This is a genomic window from Epilithonimonas sp. (genome assembly GCF_056329745.1).
In genome coordinates, this window is record NZ_JBWEYV010000001.1 from 104031 (window position 1) to 120933 (window position 16903).

Here is a 16903-nt window from a genome sequence, read left to right on the forward strand (position 1 = left end):
TTGTTATTTTTCGTTGGATAAAGAATAAGGCAAATCTTCTTTCTGGATGCCACGTGAAGTATTTGGTACCGAATCCATTGTAATATTTAAGCTTGCGCCTTTCATCAGTTCGCTGTAGCTAAGCCAAGTTTTGGTATAAGGTTTTCCATTAAAATACATGCTTTTAATGTAGCGATTTTCGGCACTATTATTAGATGCGTTGATGATCACTTCTTTACCGTTTTCTAATTTTACAGTAATTTTTTTAAATAATGGAGCGCCCATTGCGAATTGGTCACTTGCGGGGGTAACAGGGTAAAATCCCATTGCAGAAAATACATACCATGCAGAAGTCTGCCCATTATCTTCATCACCACAATAGCCGTCTGGGGCAGAATGATAGAGTCTATCCATAGTCTCCCTTAGCCAATATTGAGCTTTCCAGGGTTGACCTCCGTGATTGTAGAGATAAATCATGTGCTGGATGGGCTGATTACCATGTGCATATTGTCCCATATTAACCACCTGCATTTCACGCATTTCGTGGATTACATTACCATGAAAATCTTTTCCGAATATTGGTGGCATCGTAAACACCGAATCTAATTTTTTAACAAAAATATCTTTACCTCCCATTAAATCAATCAGTCCCTGTGTGTCATGGAAAACGCTCCAGGTATAATGCCAGCTGTTTCCCTCTGTAAAACCTTCGAACCAGCGTAATGGATCAAAGGGTGTTTTGAAACTGCCATTCTTATTGCGTGGACGCATCAATTGATACTGTTTATCAAAAATATTTTTATAATTTAAACTTCTTTTTCGATACAATTCAATTTCCTGTTTTGGCTTTTTTAGAGCTTGTGCAAGTTTATAGATTGCAAAATCATCATAGGCGTACTCCAAAGTACGCGCAGCACTTTGATCGGTAATATCGTCCGCAACATATCCCAGACTATTGTATTCTTTTACACCGGCCCTTCCTACTGCTTTAATAGGGCCGGCATTCTTTGCTCCATGAATTAGTGCCTTATAAAGCGTTTCAATATCATAAGATTGTTCTTTGCCAATTTTAAGATAGGCTTCTGAAACAACCGAAGCAGAATTGTTCCCAACCATAATATCCCTTAAGCCAGGACTGGCCCATTCTGGCAGCCAACCACTTTCCTTATAAGCATTTATTAGTCCCTCCTGCATTTGAGCAGCAAGAGAAGGGTACATCAAATTAAGATACGGAAATAATGATCTGAATGTATCCCAAAAGCCAGTATCTGTAAACATATACCCTGGCAATACTTTTCCATTATAAGGACTATAATGAATTACATTTCCTTTGGCATCGAACTCAAAAAATTTGCGCGGAAAAAGCATACTGCGATACATGCAACTATAAAAAGTAGCAGTCTGGTCAAAAGAACCACCCTCTGCCTGGATGCGCGAAAGTTCTGTATTCCATATATTTCTGCCTTTTAGCTTTAAATTATCGAAATTGGTGTTGGCGGTTTCTTGCAAGTTTCTTTCTGCCTGCTCAAAACTAATAAAAGAAGAAGCGACTCTTGCCAAAACTTTTTCACCAGCTTCGGTTTTAAAACTGACCACCGCACCAGCATGATCAGATTTCATTTCTTTTGTGGTTCCTAAAACATCGCCATCGAAAGTATGAATATCAGTAAAAGGTTTATCAAAAACAATCACAAAATAGTTTTTAAAATTTTCTGGTACGCCCCCGCTATTTTTGGTAGTGTAACCGATAATTTTATTTTCATTGGGGAGAATCTTTACATAAGAACCCTTATCAAAAGCATCAATAATCACGTGTGCCTGATCGCTCTTGGGAAATGTAAACTGAAATAAAGCAGCTCTTTCGGTAGGCGTAATTTCTGTGGTGAGATTATAATCTGCCAAATAAACACTGTAATAGTAAGGAGTTACGGTTTCTGCTTTATGTGAAAACCAACTTTGACGATCGTCTTCTTTAAACTTAATATTTCCTGTGATAGGCATGATAGAAAACTGACCATAGTCATTCATCCAAGGCGAGGGCTGGTGCGTTTGTTTAAAACCCCTTATCTTGTTTGATTGATAGGTATACGCCCATCCATCACCCATTTTACCAGTTTGGGGCATCCAAAAATTCATTCCCCACGGCATAGCAATAGCGGGATATACATTCCCATTACTTACTTCATAATTGGAGTCAGTTCCCATGAGAGGATTTACCCAATCCACAGGTTGGCGGCTGCTGTTTACGTGAACCTGAGCATTATAGTTGAGAAAGCCCACAAGGCTCATTAATATTAAAAATCTCTTCATTGTAAGTTTTGCTACTTATCGATTATTTGCTTTGTGAATTATCATTGCGCAGATAAGACGTTGACAAAGCCTAATTAGTACTGAATTTATAAAAAACGGCCGCCGGTTACCCGGCAGACCGCTTCTTCTACCATATTTATTTTTTTAACTTTTTATCCATTTTCTTGTTAATGAATATATGTCTATAAGTTGTAAGGAATTAGGATAATTTTTTAAAAAAAACATTGGGTTCAAACTTTAAGAAAGCCTTAAATAGCATGTTTTTTCATAATAAGAATATCCTACTCCATAAGACTTTCTGCTTTCAATTTTGCAGCAGCTTCCATAAGCATTATGCCACTTAACTGAGTAGAAAAATCTGTTTTTCCATCTGGTTTTTTGCTCCAATTACTTCCACTTGTCATTGCCGGGCGAGAAATACCCAAACGATAAAATGTTCTGGCATTAAACTGTAAGAATTTGACAAATTCACTATGATCGGAACTATTAACATTTTTCTCTTCAATAAGCTCTGTAAAATAACGAACACCTATTCCTTTGAAAAGGCCACCGTCATTTTGCCCCTCATCCCGTAAAAGACCTTCTCTAATGAGTTTGGTACTAGTTGTAAAAGCCTTACCGGTTCTCACCGCATCCTGGAGATATCCTGTTTCCCCGGTCTCATGATACAGTCTTAATGCAGCTCCCATCCATGTACCCATATTATAGGTAAAAACCCAATCTTTGTTGGTAACAACCTCACCTTTGGCATTGATGGATATATTGTCCCAAACTTCTCCTGTAACAGGATCTAAGAGTTTAGCTTTTTGCCAATTATAAATTTTCTTTGCCCAAGCCAAATCTTCGGGTTTTTTGTCTAATTTGTAAAGTTCCATTGTCAGAATAACTGCCGGTGCATTGCTCACGGCATTTTTTGAATAAGGCGTATCCCTTTTCCAGGCAATTCCTCCGTCCAAAACATTATCCGTCCAATATTTTTGTATAATTCCCCAAAGATATCTCGCTGTATTTTTGTAATCTACATCATTGGTAACGGCGTATGATCTTAAACACGCATTGGCAAGCCAAAGCATATCATCATTAAACTCATTATTAAAATCGCCGCCATTTTTTATTTTAATCCCATCATGAAGGGCTTTCATCTTGGCAAAATAGCTTGTATCCTTGGTACGTAAATAACCATCAACAAGAACATCCAGCGCATGAGCATTCCACCAATAGTTCATAAAACTATTCCCCGCGTTATCCTGTACAAATGTATTGTTGCTACCTAGATAAGTATTATAGGTAGCTACTTGCATACTGTCTGCTGTTGCAGCGTAGGTATAATTAATCTCGTGAGTAGCACTGGTATTTGGATCCCGTAGTGGCATAGCCTCATCATCACAAGAGGTTAATGCTAGACAACCTATACCTGCCAGCATTGTGTATTTTAAATATTGTTTTATTTCCATATTGTTTAAATAAATAGGGATGTCCTATAAAATGAAATCCTACTCCTTACTACAGGACACCCCAGTTTTTTATTGATTAAAGAACAGTAAAACTATGCGTGTATGCAGTTGCGGTTGCGCTAAAATCAATAATAGCGTTTACACGGGCTTTATCAATTTCAGTTTTAAATTTGAAACAGTTGTTCCACTGATCACTTGAAACTGGCACAAGATACCAGAAGGAGGCAGCTGTATTATTATCAGGGCGCTGGTTGTCACCTTTGGAACTACCCCACCATTCTTCTGTTGAAGTTCCATCCTTGGCCACCACAGTCGCTTTAAATTTATATCGCTCATCCAGTCCCCAAGATTCTTTTTTGAATGCAATTGATTGATTGAGTGCGTTAAAAATTCCTTTGCCTGCATAATCGTATGAAAATAAAAACTTAGCATCTGGTGCAAACCAAAGTTCTATTTTTTTAATTTCATCTATACTGTAATTACCATTACTGAAGTCTACTCTGATTCGGTAAACTTTATTAGCACCAGCATAAGTTGTGGAACCATTAGCTTTTAACTTATCTCCATCAAGATAGTACATATCTGCACCAGCGGTTTTGCGGGAAGCAAATTGATAAGTACCTTCCTTCAATTGTGTATACGCTTCAAATACAGAATTGCTTATTTTTTTAAACGGTATTGCAGAGTTCAAGTCTGTTCCACCCTCCGAAGCAGATCCTGTAATGTACAATTCGTCTGGTGTTGGGAAGCCCCCAGGTCTTTTAACCTCTATAGTTCTTACCACGGAAGATTTTTGAACGTTAATTCCCTTGGAAGAAAATACAGTCCAACTCAATTTGCCTGTTGCTTCCGGCTGTATGCCTGCTAATTGTGCAATCTTGTTAAGATCTGCAAATGTGATGTTTAAAGTCGTTTTGTATCCATTGCCATCCGCTGGTAAAACCTTTATAGGTTTACTGAAATCGCCACCTTCTTTATCAAAAGCGACTTCATAAAGTACAACACCATTATCCTCTGCGTGAGCACCTTGCCATTCAAAAAGGGCACTGCTATTAGCTGATAAATTGTAAAAGGTCTTGTCTGATGGTGCATAGAGTTGTTCCACCGCAGATACATTGGTATTACTCATGGTATCGTCATCTTTGCAACTAAATGCAAAAACCAAAATAAGTAGCAATAAAAGTTTAGAATATATTGTTTTCATTTTTGAATTTTTTTGATTGTTTATTTTAATATCCTGGGTTCTGAGTTAAATTATTGTTGATAATACGTTCATCTCTTGGTATTGGCCATAAATAATGTCGTCCTGGATCAAATGTCCTGAAATTAACCCTTAGGTATCCATTATCCTCACTTGGGCTGCCAAACTTTGCACCATGTGCCCATCCATTCAATACTTTATCTGCAATTTTCCATCTTCTGATGTCAAAAATCCTAAGGCCTTCCATACCAAACTCGCTCCTTCGCTCATTGCGTATCACCTGTCGCATTTGATCTTGTGATAGCGAGTTAGGAAATGTTGTTGCGGCCGCATCTGTAAAACCAGCACGCTTCCTTAAGGCACCTATGGTACTATCCCATGTTGCGGACGAAAACTGTCCCAGTTCATTTTTGGCTTCCGCGTTCATAAGCAATACATCGGCGTATCTTATCAACATTAAATTAAGTCCACTTTGAAGACCAGACAAATGTTGCGGATCATAGTACTTTCTAGTATAATAACCAGTAACACTTTTAGAAGATCCTGGCGCATACTCATCAAGATTATTACTTGCTGGAGCTGTACCTGGCTTGATGTAAATTGTACGCGTGCTTCCGTCCTTTTCTTTCCACTGATAACCGTCATAGACTACAGTGGATGTAAGCCTTGGATCCCGATTGATGTACGGCTTGTTTTCATCATAACCACTTCCACTTTCTGTAATTTTTTTTCCGTTGGCCATCAGGTAGCTATCTACCAGTTCTTGAGTGGGTGCAAGAGCATTGAGTCTAGCACCTGCAGAAATAGGAGCCATATCAAAAAATTCTCCCCACATACGATCTACCGGAGTATATTGTATACTTAAAATATCCTCACTACTATTTTCATTCTCCGTCAAGAACAAGCCAGAATAAGAAGGAAGTAATGCATAATTACCCCTTTCACCTTTGATAAGCGCATTAGTAGCTTCTACAACTTCTGCCCAGCGGCCTTCGTACAGCAATACTCTTGCTTTTAAAGCTAATGCTGCACCAGATGTTATCTTTCCATTTTCTGCGGCAGAGTACTGTTGCTTTGTAGGTAAAATTTGCATAGCTTCATTAAGCTCTTTCAACACAAAATTGATGACCTCGGCATGCGGAGTGCGTTTGATGCTTGTTGCTTCTTCCAAAGATGGATCTTTATCCAGTAATGGAATATCACCAAACCATGTCGTCAACATAAAGTGCTGCCATGCTCGCAGAACACGTGTTTCGGCCTTCATTCGTGCGATCTGATTGGGATCTGCACCAGTAATTTTATCAATATTACCTAGAATCAGATTACAGGTTTTGATGCCCGCATACCTAGAATTCCATTCATCTTTAAACCTACCTAGAGAAGGATCAAAGATGCCAGCTGCAATGGATGCAGCCCCAGCGGTATCCCCTCTGCCGTTGTAAGCATTATCACTTAAGGCTTCATTATAAAAAAAATAATTGCTGCTCATCATTTGGCTATAGGCTGTGTTGAGTGCAGTCTGCGCCTTAGAAGTTGTTGTCCAATATGTTGTGTCTGTAAATTGGTTTTCAGGCACAAGATCCAGTCCTTCGCAACTGCTTAAGAAAAGAGCGCCTAGGAGGATAATAATTTTATATCGTTTTTTGTTTATCATAATTTTTCAAGTTAAAAAGTTACATCCAGACCAAAACCATAATATATAGGCGTAGGATACGCCCTTCCGCTATTACCTCCGCCAGAGGACATATTACTGTCGAATTCGCTGAGCTCGGGATCTACAAATTTTACTTTACTAAGGGTCAGCAAATTTTGCCCTGACACATAAATTCGTAGACTCTGAATCTTAAGATCTTCTAAAAGTGATTTGGGCAGACTGTATCCAATTTGAACATTTTTAAGCCTCGCATAAGCTCCATTATAAAGATACATATCACTACCCCTTCTGAAGTTATTGGTATTGCTCATAGTCCCGTTGTTGGCAAGTCTCGGATAATATGCATTAGGGTTTGCAGGTGTCCAGTAATCTAGCTGATGGGTATACATGGTCATACCATAATTGTAATGATAAGGTTCTACAAGCTCACCTCTTAACATCATTGTTCTTTTTCCAACACCTTGTACAAAAATGCTGAGGTCGAATCCTTTATACTCTATGTTGTAGGTTAATCCAAACGTATAACGAGGAAAAGGATTACCAAAAATCATCAAATCTTTGTCATCTATTACACCATCTTTATTAACATCCACGTAGCGATTATCCCCTGGCTGTACTGTAAGACCAACGGGTACTGCAGCTCCCTTGATTTCATCGTAATTACGGAAAATACCGTCTCTCATATATCCAACATAGGAGTTATAAGGTAAACCTTCCCTAAGCAATACCTGCAATTCATCTACGCCTTTTAAACGCTCCTGTCCTTGGAAGCTGAGGACTTTATTTTTGCTATCGGCAACATTCGCGGTAACACTTTGCCTAAACACCTCTCCATTATGCCGCCACGTTGCACTGATTTCCCAACCTTGATTGCCTACTTTTCCTGCATTAAAGTCTGGTAAAGAAGTACCGTAAACACCGGGAACTTGTGGTGCAACAAGGATATCCTTGGTAACTTTGTTAAAATAGTCCGCACTTATAGATAATGCACCTTTGAAGAAATCCGCATCTAAACCGACATTAAAAGTTCCGGCTCTTTCCCAGGTAATATCAGGATTCGCAAAATTATACCCAGTACCACTCACCGCTACATTGTTATAGGCGTAAGCATTTTGAAATGTGAAATAAGTAGTCTGATATTGATAATTTCCAACGTTTTGATTACCCAATATTCCATACGACGCTCTAAATTTTAGATTCCCAACTTTATCAGCATAGTTTTCCATAAAACTTTCTTTGGTAATACGGTATCCTAAACTGGCCGATGGGAAAAAGCCCCATCGTATTTCTTTACGGAATTTTGAAGAGCCATCGTATCTAAATGAGAATTCGGCAAAGTACTTGCTCTCGTAATCGTAAGAGAAGCGTCCAAATAAGGAATTAAGACTGTTCTTTGACGAACTTTGGTTAGAATTGTATGAATTTTCACTAATTTTAGTTTCACTGATTGGCGTTCCCAATTCGGGATCTGTATACATTCTATAGATACCTATACCTCGGTCACTGTGGTTTTCGTTACTGGCACCAGCCAAGGCAGTGATAGAGTGTTTACCATACATTTTGTTAAACTCCAACATAAACTGGGTATTAAGATCAAGGCTTTTCCTAGACTCATCATTGGTATTTCGGTCTGCACCGGCAACCCCAGCAGGGAAAAAATCAACCCGTTGCGTACGGCTAAACATATTGTTTACCCAAAGGTGACCTCCAAATACAGCTTTGGCTTTTAGCCATTTGGTAATATCAAATTCTGCATTAATACTTCCTAAGACATCATCATTATCATACCTTCTAAAACCTCCCTTTTCCAAAATCCCCAATGGGTTAAACTCCTGTAAAACATCATTGGTCAAATAATTACCATCTTTATCTTTTTGAGTGTAATAAAGAGGAACACGGAAAGCGTCTACCATCAGTGTACCGGTACTTCCTGCATGATCCCGAATCAGCTGCTTGGAGTAAGCTAAATTGGAAGTAAGTCTGAGTCTTCCAAAATTATTGGTCAAATTAATCCTGTAATTATACCGTTCCATACCTTTTGAAGGACCTACAAAATTACTCTCCTGATTGAGATATCCTGCGGATACCATATAGGTACTATTCGCCGTCCCACCACTGGCCGAAACATTGTAGTTGCCCTGCATTGCTGGCCGAACTATTTCTTTTGCAAACCATTCGGTATCACCATTCGCCTTAAACTGCCTTATCTGCTCTGCCGTGTAAGGCATGGGTGCACCAGAATTGAAAGCTGCTTCATTACGTAACATCGCATTTTCATAGCCATGTACAGGCTTCGTAAAAAAATGAGGTAAATTATAACCTAATAAGGAGTTAAATGTAACCGTCATTGGGTTGTTCTTCTTACCTTTTTTTGTAGTGATAAGAATAACACCATTACTGGATCGCGATCCATAAATAGCTGCACTACCAGCGTCCTTCAGCACAGAGACATTATCAATATCAGCTGGATTAATAGCATTGATATCACCACCTACTATCCCATCAATCACAATAAGTGGACTATTGTTACCTAAGGTACTTATACCCCGGATATTGATATTAAGTCCGGCACCGGGCTCATTATTACGCTGCTGGATCGTGAGGTTAGGTGACTTTCCTTGGAGAGCCTGAGTAACATTTACATTGGCACGACCTTTAAGGTCAGCACTACCGACTTGGTCGATAGCACCAATAACTTTGCTCCGCTTCTGCGTACCATACCCTACAACCACAACTTCCTCGATATTTGACACTTTCGCTGTGTCCTTTTTATTCTGCTGGGCTAACAAAGCCTGTCCAGAAAAAAAGATTACCGCTGTGGATAAAGCTTTTAATTTAATATTCATATTAACAGTTTTTAATCATATTACACACACCTTGCATCTTAAGAGATGATGCTGGTGCCATTTTACACACTATAGACATAGTAAAAAGTATTATTCAAACAACGTATTTTATTGACAATGAGCACAATTAGCACCTTTACCAGATTACAAAATAAATTCATGGGTAAAAAAGAATTACTGGATTGGGAAATTTTATAGGCAATGAAACTCCTAGAATAGAAAGCCTGGGAAATACAGACTTATCATATAAGTATTTTTTTTTCATAGAAGATTAATTTATTGTTAATTCGATTTTAACTGATTGTAACGGAGTAAATATACTAAATCGATTTAATAAACAATACTTGTGTGAAAAAAAATTTTTGAACCAATATTTTTACGGAAAAAATATTAAATGATTGAATAATTATTAAAAATTAAAAAAAATTATCAATAAAAATTGATTTATTGATAATTTGTAGAAAGACGAAAAGCTGGTTTTGGTTCACCAAAAATGAGAAAAAACTATATTAAAACGTTTTAGCTTAAGTAAAACCTTAAAGAAAACCAAAAATTAGTATCAGATACTATGGTTTGAAGAATTTCTAGCGATGAAGTCCGCTTTCAAAACAACCTTTCTGCTGCCTTCTTTAACATTTTTACGTTTGAGTAAAGAAATCATAAGACGCATAAGTTCTACACCAATATCCTCTAGAGGTTGTGCTACTGCTGTGATTGAAGGATTGTAAATCTTAAAAAACTCATTGTCATCAAATGCAACTACACCCACCTTACCAATGTAAGACGGATCTTTTGAGTTAAAAACCTCTAAGCCAGATTGTGTTAGGTAGTTGGTCGCAAAAAAAATGGCGTCGATCTGCGGATTTTTTGATACAAAATTATATATCATATTTTTACCCTGCTGTGTGCTAGCCATATCAAAAGGTAAAGAAAAAACAATTGGTGTGCAGTCAGCTTCCTCAATCGCCTCCTCATAACCTTGCAGACGCTCAAGCATTTGTGTTTGCTTCAAGTCTACCGTTACAAATGCAATATTTCGAAAACCATTTTTGATAAGGTGATTAGTAGCCGTATACGCTGCCTCTCTATTATCAATTACTACAATGTTACATGGTAAATTATCAAAATAACGGTCCACCAACACCACAGGAACATTATCTTCGATAAGCTCTTCAATCGTTTCACGAATCCCTGCCGATGGGACAATGATAAAACCATCCACCATGCGGAACCGGAAATAGTGTATGAGTTCCTCACATTTTTTATCATCATTTTCATGACTACAAAAAATCACTTTATATCCCTTTCGGTAAGCAATATCTTCTATAACACGGGCTAGGCGCGAAAAGAAACTATTACTAATATCCTCAACCATTAGCACTAAAGTGTTAGACTTACCGGTTCTTAAACTTTGCGCTATAGGATTTGGTTTATAATTAACCTCTTTTGCATAATCTAGAACTTTTTGTTCCAATTCATTACTAATATGTTTTTCACGAGCTTTTCCGTTTAAAACAAAAGACACCGTAGTTGTCGATATGTTTAGGTCAGAAGCTATCGTTTTAATCGAAATGGTTTTTTTTTTCATTATCTAATATTCAACAAAAGTAAGATTTCGGAAATCTCTATAAATCATGAGCGTTCTAAAAAATAATGGGTGTTAATTTTAGAGATTTTCTTCATTGTAACAAAAATCGCAATAAACTTTACAACAAAACTTGTTTATCTCCCAAAATCGTCCTGAACACGAATAATATCGTCTTCATCCGAGGGATTATTTTTATCCGTATGCTGCCATATTTCCGCAACAATGCCCCAATCCTCCAAACCGATTAATCTATGCCTCTCGCCCTGATCTAATTTGATTTGATCTTTTGGGTGAAAGGTCACCAAGTCACCTTCGGTATCAGTATTGCTTCTTACAATTCCAACAGTACCTTCTACAACCTGCCATATTTCAGCTCTTCTATGATGATACTGCCAACTCAGCTTAGCATGAGGCGCAACCACAAGAATTTTTGGACTTAACTTGCCACCAATTCTTAATTCATCTACATTAATACCTTCAAAATATTTATCTGCAAACGCCTGTGCCTGATTTTCATCTATGACAAAAAAACCGCCCCAAGGTCTGGCTTCATCTTTAGAAACGACTGTAAACCCTTGCTGTATCAGATTCTCTTCAACCTTTGAAAACACATCTCTTTTTTCCACTTAATGTTAATTTTAAAATTATAAGCTACAATATTAATCATAATTCCTCAAATGAGAGAATATATATGAAATTATAAAACGTTTTAGTATTTTCATTGTAAACCGAATCAATTAAGTTACTTGAAACACTATTTTAGGTAAGATAAGTCTATTTTTTATTAAAAAACTTTTCAAAATAGCTCATTAGACATCATTTGGTATGACCTTCATGAGCAATTTTTATGGAAATATAAAATAAAAAACCACATACTAAAATGATTTAGGTAAATTTTACTTAATATTGTAAAGTTAATTTTTTTTAAAACAAAATAAACTTCGTTAATGGATATTTTTACTGATCAACGGGTTGTATTGACTCTTGATGCCGGCGGTACCAATTTTGTCTTTTCTGCAATAAAAGCTGGAAATGAGATTGCCAATCCCATTATATTACCCAGCAATGCAAATGATTTGGAAGCTTGTCTCAAAACACTTATAGAGGGATTTCAGCAAATTATTAATACTATTTTGCCTGAAAAACCTGTAGCTATTAGTTTTGCATTCCCTGGCCCTGCAGATTATCAGCGTGGCATTATTGGCGACCTTATCAATCTCCCATCATTCAACGGGGGTATTGCTCTAGGTCCAATGCTTCAGGAAATCTTTAATTTACCAACATTCATCAATAATGACGGTGATCTATTTGCTTTTGGAGAAGCCATTGGAGGCATGTTACCCAAGCTTAATGAGGATCTTCGGAACCATGATATTCCCAAACATTACAATAACCTATTTGGAATTACATTGGGGACTGGCTTTGGAGGCGGAATTATACATAACAACAAAATTTTATCGGGCGACAATTCCGCAGGAGGTGAAATATGGCTTATGCGCGATTTTAAGAACACCCATCTATTGGTTGAAGAGAGCATTAGCATCCGAGCGGTACAACGTGTTTATGCAGAAGAATCTGATGACACAAGAGAACTGTCACCCCAACAGATTTATCATATCGCAATGGGAGAATTAGATGGTAATAAACTTGCCGCACTGATAGCCTTTGAAAAACTCGCATTAATGGTTGGTGAAGCATTGGCCAATGCCATCACCTTGATTGATGCACCTATTGTTATAGGAGGTGGGATTTCAGGAGCTTCAGACTTAATTCTTCCTACTGTCGTCAAACACCTTAATGGTACAATTGAAAATTTAAAGGGGGAAAAAATACCTCGCCTCATGTCAAAAGTATATAATTTGGAAGATCAAGAATCCTACAATGAATTTCTGAATTGGAAAATGGATCGTATCAAAGTTCCCTTTAGTAACAAATATGTTTCTTATTCTCAGGAGAAAAAGCTTTTAATAGGTCTATCCCATTTAGGTACCAGTAGAGCAATATGCCTGGGAGCCTACGCGTATGCTCTCGTTAATATTGATTAGCGATAATTAAATAACAATCTCCATAAAACCGATTTCAATCAGCAGATTGTTCGATTTTGCCATTACTTCTTATATTTTCTCACATATAATGATATTGAACGATATATAAAAATTTAAAAATACTCGGAGCCACTCTTCTCGGAAAATATGAATAATTGATACTAGAACAGAATAATTTTATTTTTAATCTTATCTATTAATTCAAATATTTTTTTTCAATTTTACTAAAACGTTTTAATAAATAAAAACATGATGCAAAGACACTTTTTAATTTTCCTCGTATTATTTAGTTCATATTTAATACACTCTCAGGAAATAAATCCTGATGTTCTGTATAGGCTGAGCAGTCCTTCGGGTCTAGTGATTGATTCACGTGACAGCTTTGAGGACAATGCCCGGCTTTATCTTTCCAAGAAAGAGGAGGGCAAAAAAGGCCAGATATGGAAAGTACAGAAACTTTCGAACGGTACGTATATGATTTCCAATCCTTACAGCAATTATGCGTTGGATAATGGTAATATCCACACTGGTTCTGGTAGTGCTATTGTGCAGTGGATTGAGAATAAAACAAACGGCAATCAACAGTGGAAAATTCAGATTACCGGTACCGGAGCCTATCAGATTACCCAGCGGGTGAGCGGGATGACGCTGGCCTATGCAGGGGATGATAAAGAAGGCTCGGTGGTGAGCCAGATTCCCAATTCATCCCAACTGTGGCGTCTTGAAGAAACCACGCTAAAAACCTCAGAAGATTATACCATCCGCGGCAATACCGAGTGGGAAAATGAAACCATCTTTGGAGTAAACAAGGAAGTGGGGCATGTGACCTATATCCCGTATCCGAATGTTTCGCAACTAAAATCAGATTCTCATTTTGATCAGCCTTGGGTAGAATCAACATCACCCTACTATCAATCCTTAAATGGGACTTGGAAATTCAACTGGGTGAAGCAGCCTTCGGAACGTCCTGTTGATTTTTATAAATCGGGCTATGACGTAGCTTTGTGGAAAGAAATTCATGTACCTTCTAACTGGGAAATGCTAGGCTATGGTACCCCAATTTATACCAATATCACGTATCCATTTACCAATAGGCCGCCGCTTATTTTGGCACACAAAGGCTATACAAACGAGACAGAAACAAATCCTGTAGGATCTTATAAACGCAGTTTTACCATCCCGGCAGATTGGGACCATAAAGAAGTGATCTTGCACTTTGATGGCGTGTACAGTGGAATGTACGTTTGGATCAATGGAGAAAAAGTAGGCTATAGTGAAGGAGCCAATAATGATGCAGAATTTAATATTACGAAATTCATCAAAAAAGGAGAAAACAATATCGCAGTAGAAGTGTACCGCTGGACAGATGCCAGTTATATAGAAGATCAGGACATGTTCCGCCTGAGTGGTATTCATCGGGATGTTTTTCTCTATGCCGTGCCAAAGTTGCATGTTTATGATTATCATTTGGACTCAAAATTCGTGGGCAATGATTTCTCCAAAGGCGAGTTTAGCGTAAAAGCACAGATCCGGAATTATGATGGAGCATCCTCGGGCAATCAAAAAATTCAGGTTTCTTTACTGGATCCGAAAGGCAATATCATCAAAACACTGAATCAGAAAATTCAGGTGAACGGCAATCAGAGCAGCAATGTGGTGCTGAGTGCTACTGTAGAAAACCCGACCCTTTGGTCTGCTGAAACTCCGAATCTCTATACCGTAATTGTCTCCCTACAGGACAGCAAAGGAAAAGATACAGAAGCCTTGTCTTCGAAATTTGGTTTTCGCAAAATTGAAATCAAAGACAAAAGAGTGTATGTAAACAATCAGCCAATATTCTTTAAAGGCGTCAACCGGCACGACATCCATCCGGAATACGGAAAAGCAGTTCCGGTATCTTCGATGATTGAAGACATTGTGCTGATGAAAAAACACAACATCAATACCATCCGCACCAGCCATTATCCGAATAGCTCGAAAATGTATGCTTTATACGATTATTATGGTTTGTATGTGATGGATGAAGCCGATTTGGAAAACCATGGCAATGGAACAATTTCCGACAAACCGAGTTGGGAAGCAGCGTATGTAGATCGTATTGAACGTATGATTCAGCGGGATCGCAATCATCCATCCGTTATTTTCTGGTCGTTGGGTAATGAAGGCAACAACGGCAGAAACTTCGATGCCATGGCCAAACGAGCCCGCGAAATGGATGGCACAAGACCTATTCATTACGAAGGGAAAAATGAGATTGCAGATCTGCGTTCTGCGATGTATAATTCGATTGAGGATTTAATCAGAATTGACAACGAAGAAGCCACACAGCCGTATTTTCTTTGCGAGTATGCCCACGCCATGGGGAATGCCATGGGCAATCTTGCAGAATATTGGGATTATATCGAGAATGATTCTCAGCGGATGATTGGTGGTTGTATCTGGGATTGGGTAGATCAGGGGCTGAATAAAATCGGAGAACCCAGAGACCGCTATTTTTATGGGGGTGATTTCGGAGACAAGCCTAATGACGGAGATTTCTCCTGCAATGGACTCACCACGCCGGATCGAAGAGTAACCGCCAAGTTGTTGGAAGTAAAAAAAGTATATCAGTACATCAAATTCCGTCCAAAAGCTTTAATGAGTGGCCGCGTGGAAATTCAGAACGGATACAATTTCACCAGTCTTTCAGGTTTTGATCTGAAATGGGAAGTATTGAAAGATGGAAAAATAGTACAATCCGGAAAGATGGCTGCCCCCAATCTGCTTCCTACTCAGAAGAGCATTATCACGATTCCTTTGGATCGTAATCTGGAAGCCGGCAGTGAATATTTCCTGAATATCTACGCCAGTCTGAAAGACGCCACTTCTTGGGCAGATAAAGGGCATGTGGTGGCCGCCGACCAGTTTTTACTCAAAGAACGCGCTGCGTTGGCATCTGTAAATCCATCGGCACTAAAATCCATCAATGTGAAAGAAAATGCGGAGGGACTGAATGTTTCGGGTCAGAATTTTAAATTAGAGATCAATAAAAAAACAGGAACACTAAAATCTTTGGTTTATGATGGCAAAGAAATGATTCAAAATAAGGCAGGGCTCTCTTTCAACTGGTACCGATCTGTGAATAATGACAAATATGCCGATCAAAACTATTATGATGTGGCGTATGCATCGCCCTTGTTCAGCTATCAGATCTCTGAAGATAAAAAAGCAGTAACGGTGTTATTTCAAAGCACGGTGACCATCAAAAATGAAACAGGAATTCAGATTCCGTTGTTGGTTAAATATACCGTCTTTGGCAATGGTATGTTGGATGTAGATGCCTCCTTCACGAAACCTGAAAATGCAGATATTGTCCGCAGATTGGGTCTTCAGCTGGTGGTTCCTGCCGGATATGAACATCTTCAGTATTACGGAAAAGGTCCTCATGAAAATTACAACGACCGGAAAGCCTCCGCTTTTGTAGGCTTGTATGAAACCACGGCCAAAGATATGGAAGCCGAGCATTATGTACGTGCGCAAAGCATGGGCAACAGAGAAGGCATTCGCTGGATCCAGGTATTGAATAAAGATCGTAAAGGGTTGCAGATTACGTCCAAAGATCATATGAATTTTTCTGCATTGCATTTTACGGATCAGGAAGTATGGAACGCGAAACACGATTTCATGTTGGAAAAGATCCGCAAACCGGAAGTTTACCTCAGTCTCGATGCCATTCAACAAGGTTTGGGAAATGCGAGTTGTGGTCCACGTCCTTTGGATCAATATATGATTCCGGTCAATACACCTGTCAATTATTCATTCCGGATAGAACCTATAAAATAATTTG

The 16903-nt window shown here is 38.3% G+C and carries 9 protein-coding genes; 2 read left to right on the forward strand and 7 right to left on the reverse strand.

Annotation, left to right across the window (positions count from 1 at the left end; all coding sequences use genetic code 11):
• Positions 1-3: 3 nt before the first annotated feature.
• The 7 genes from AC00Y6_RS00525 to AC00Y6_RS00555 all read right to left on the reverse strand — a co-directional run bounded on the left by AC00Y6_RS00525 (position 4) and on the right by AC00Y6_RS00555 (position 11658).
• Complete coding sequence (locus AC00Y6_RS00525) at positions 4-2289, reverse strand: GH92 family glycosyl hydrolase (RefSeq protein ID WP_474488667.1); 2286 nt, start codon at positions 2287-2289, stop codon at positions 4-6.
• Positions 2290-2570: 281 nt separating this feature from the next.
• On the reverse strand, positions 2571-3743 hold the full coding sequence (locus AC00Y6_RS00530) for a glycoside hydrolase family 76 protein (protein ID WP_474488668.1): 1173 nt from the start codon (positions 3741-3743) through the stop codon (positions 2571-2573).
• Between the two features lie 76 nt (positions 3744-3819).
• Complete coding sequence (locus AC00Y6_RS00535; RefSeq protein ID WP_474488669.1) at positions 3820-4947, reverse strand: SusE domain-containing protein; 1128 nt, start codon at positions 4945-4947, stop codon at positions 3820-3822.
• 25 nt (positions 4948-4972) lie between these two features.
• Positions 4973-6598 (reverse strand): RagB/SusD family nutrient uptake outer membrane protein, encoded by a 1626-nt coding sequence (locus AC00Y6_RS00540; RefSeq protein ID WP_474488670.1) that lies wholly within the window; start codon positions 6596-6598, stop codon positions 4973-4975.
• Between the two features lie 11 nt (positions 6599-6609).
• A complete protein-coding gene (locus AC00Y6_RS00545) occupies positions 6610-9444 on the reverse strand; it encodes a SusC/RagA family TonB-linked outer membrane protein (protein ID WP_474488671.1) in 2835 nt (944 codons plus the stop codon).
• Between the two features lie 559 nt (positions 9445-10003).
• Positions 10004-11032, reverse strand: coding sequence for a LacI family DNA-binding transcriptional regulator (locus tag AC00Y6_RS00550; RefSeq protein WP_474488672.1), 1029 nt, complete (start codon positions 11030-11032; stop codon positions 10004-10006).
• Positions 11033-11166: 134 nt separating this feature from the next.
• Positions 11167-11658, reverse strand: a complete 492-nt coding sequence (locus AC00Y6_RS00555) for a cupin domain-containing protein (protein WP_474488673.1) — start codon at positions 11656-11658, stop codon at positions 11167-11169.
• Between the two features lie 321 nt (positions 11659-11979).
• On the opposite strand from AC00Y6_RS00555, the gene AC00Y6_RS00560 reads away from it, so the two are divergent.
• On the forward strand, positions 11980-13077 hold the full coding sequence (locus AC00Y6_RS00560; protein WP_474488674.1) for an ROK family protein: 1098 nt from the start codon (positions 11980-11982) through the stop codon (positions 13075-13077).
• Between the two features lie 252 nt (positions 13078-13329).
• Positions 13330-16899, forward strand: a complete 3570-nt coding sequence (locus AC00Y6_RS00565) for a glycoside hydrolase family 2 TIM barrel-domain containing protein (RefSeq protein ID WP_474488919.1) — start codon at positions 13330-13332, stop codon at positions 16897-16899.
• The last annotated feature ends 4 nt before the right edge of the window (positions 16900-16903 follow it).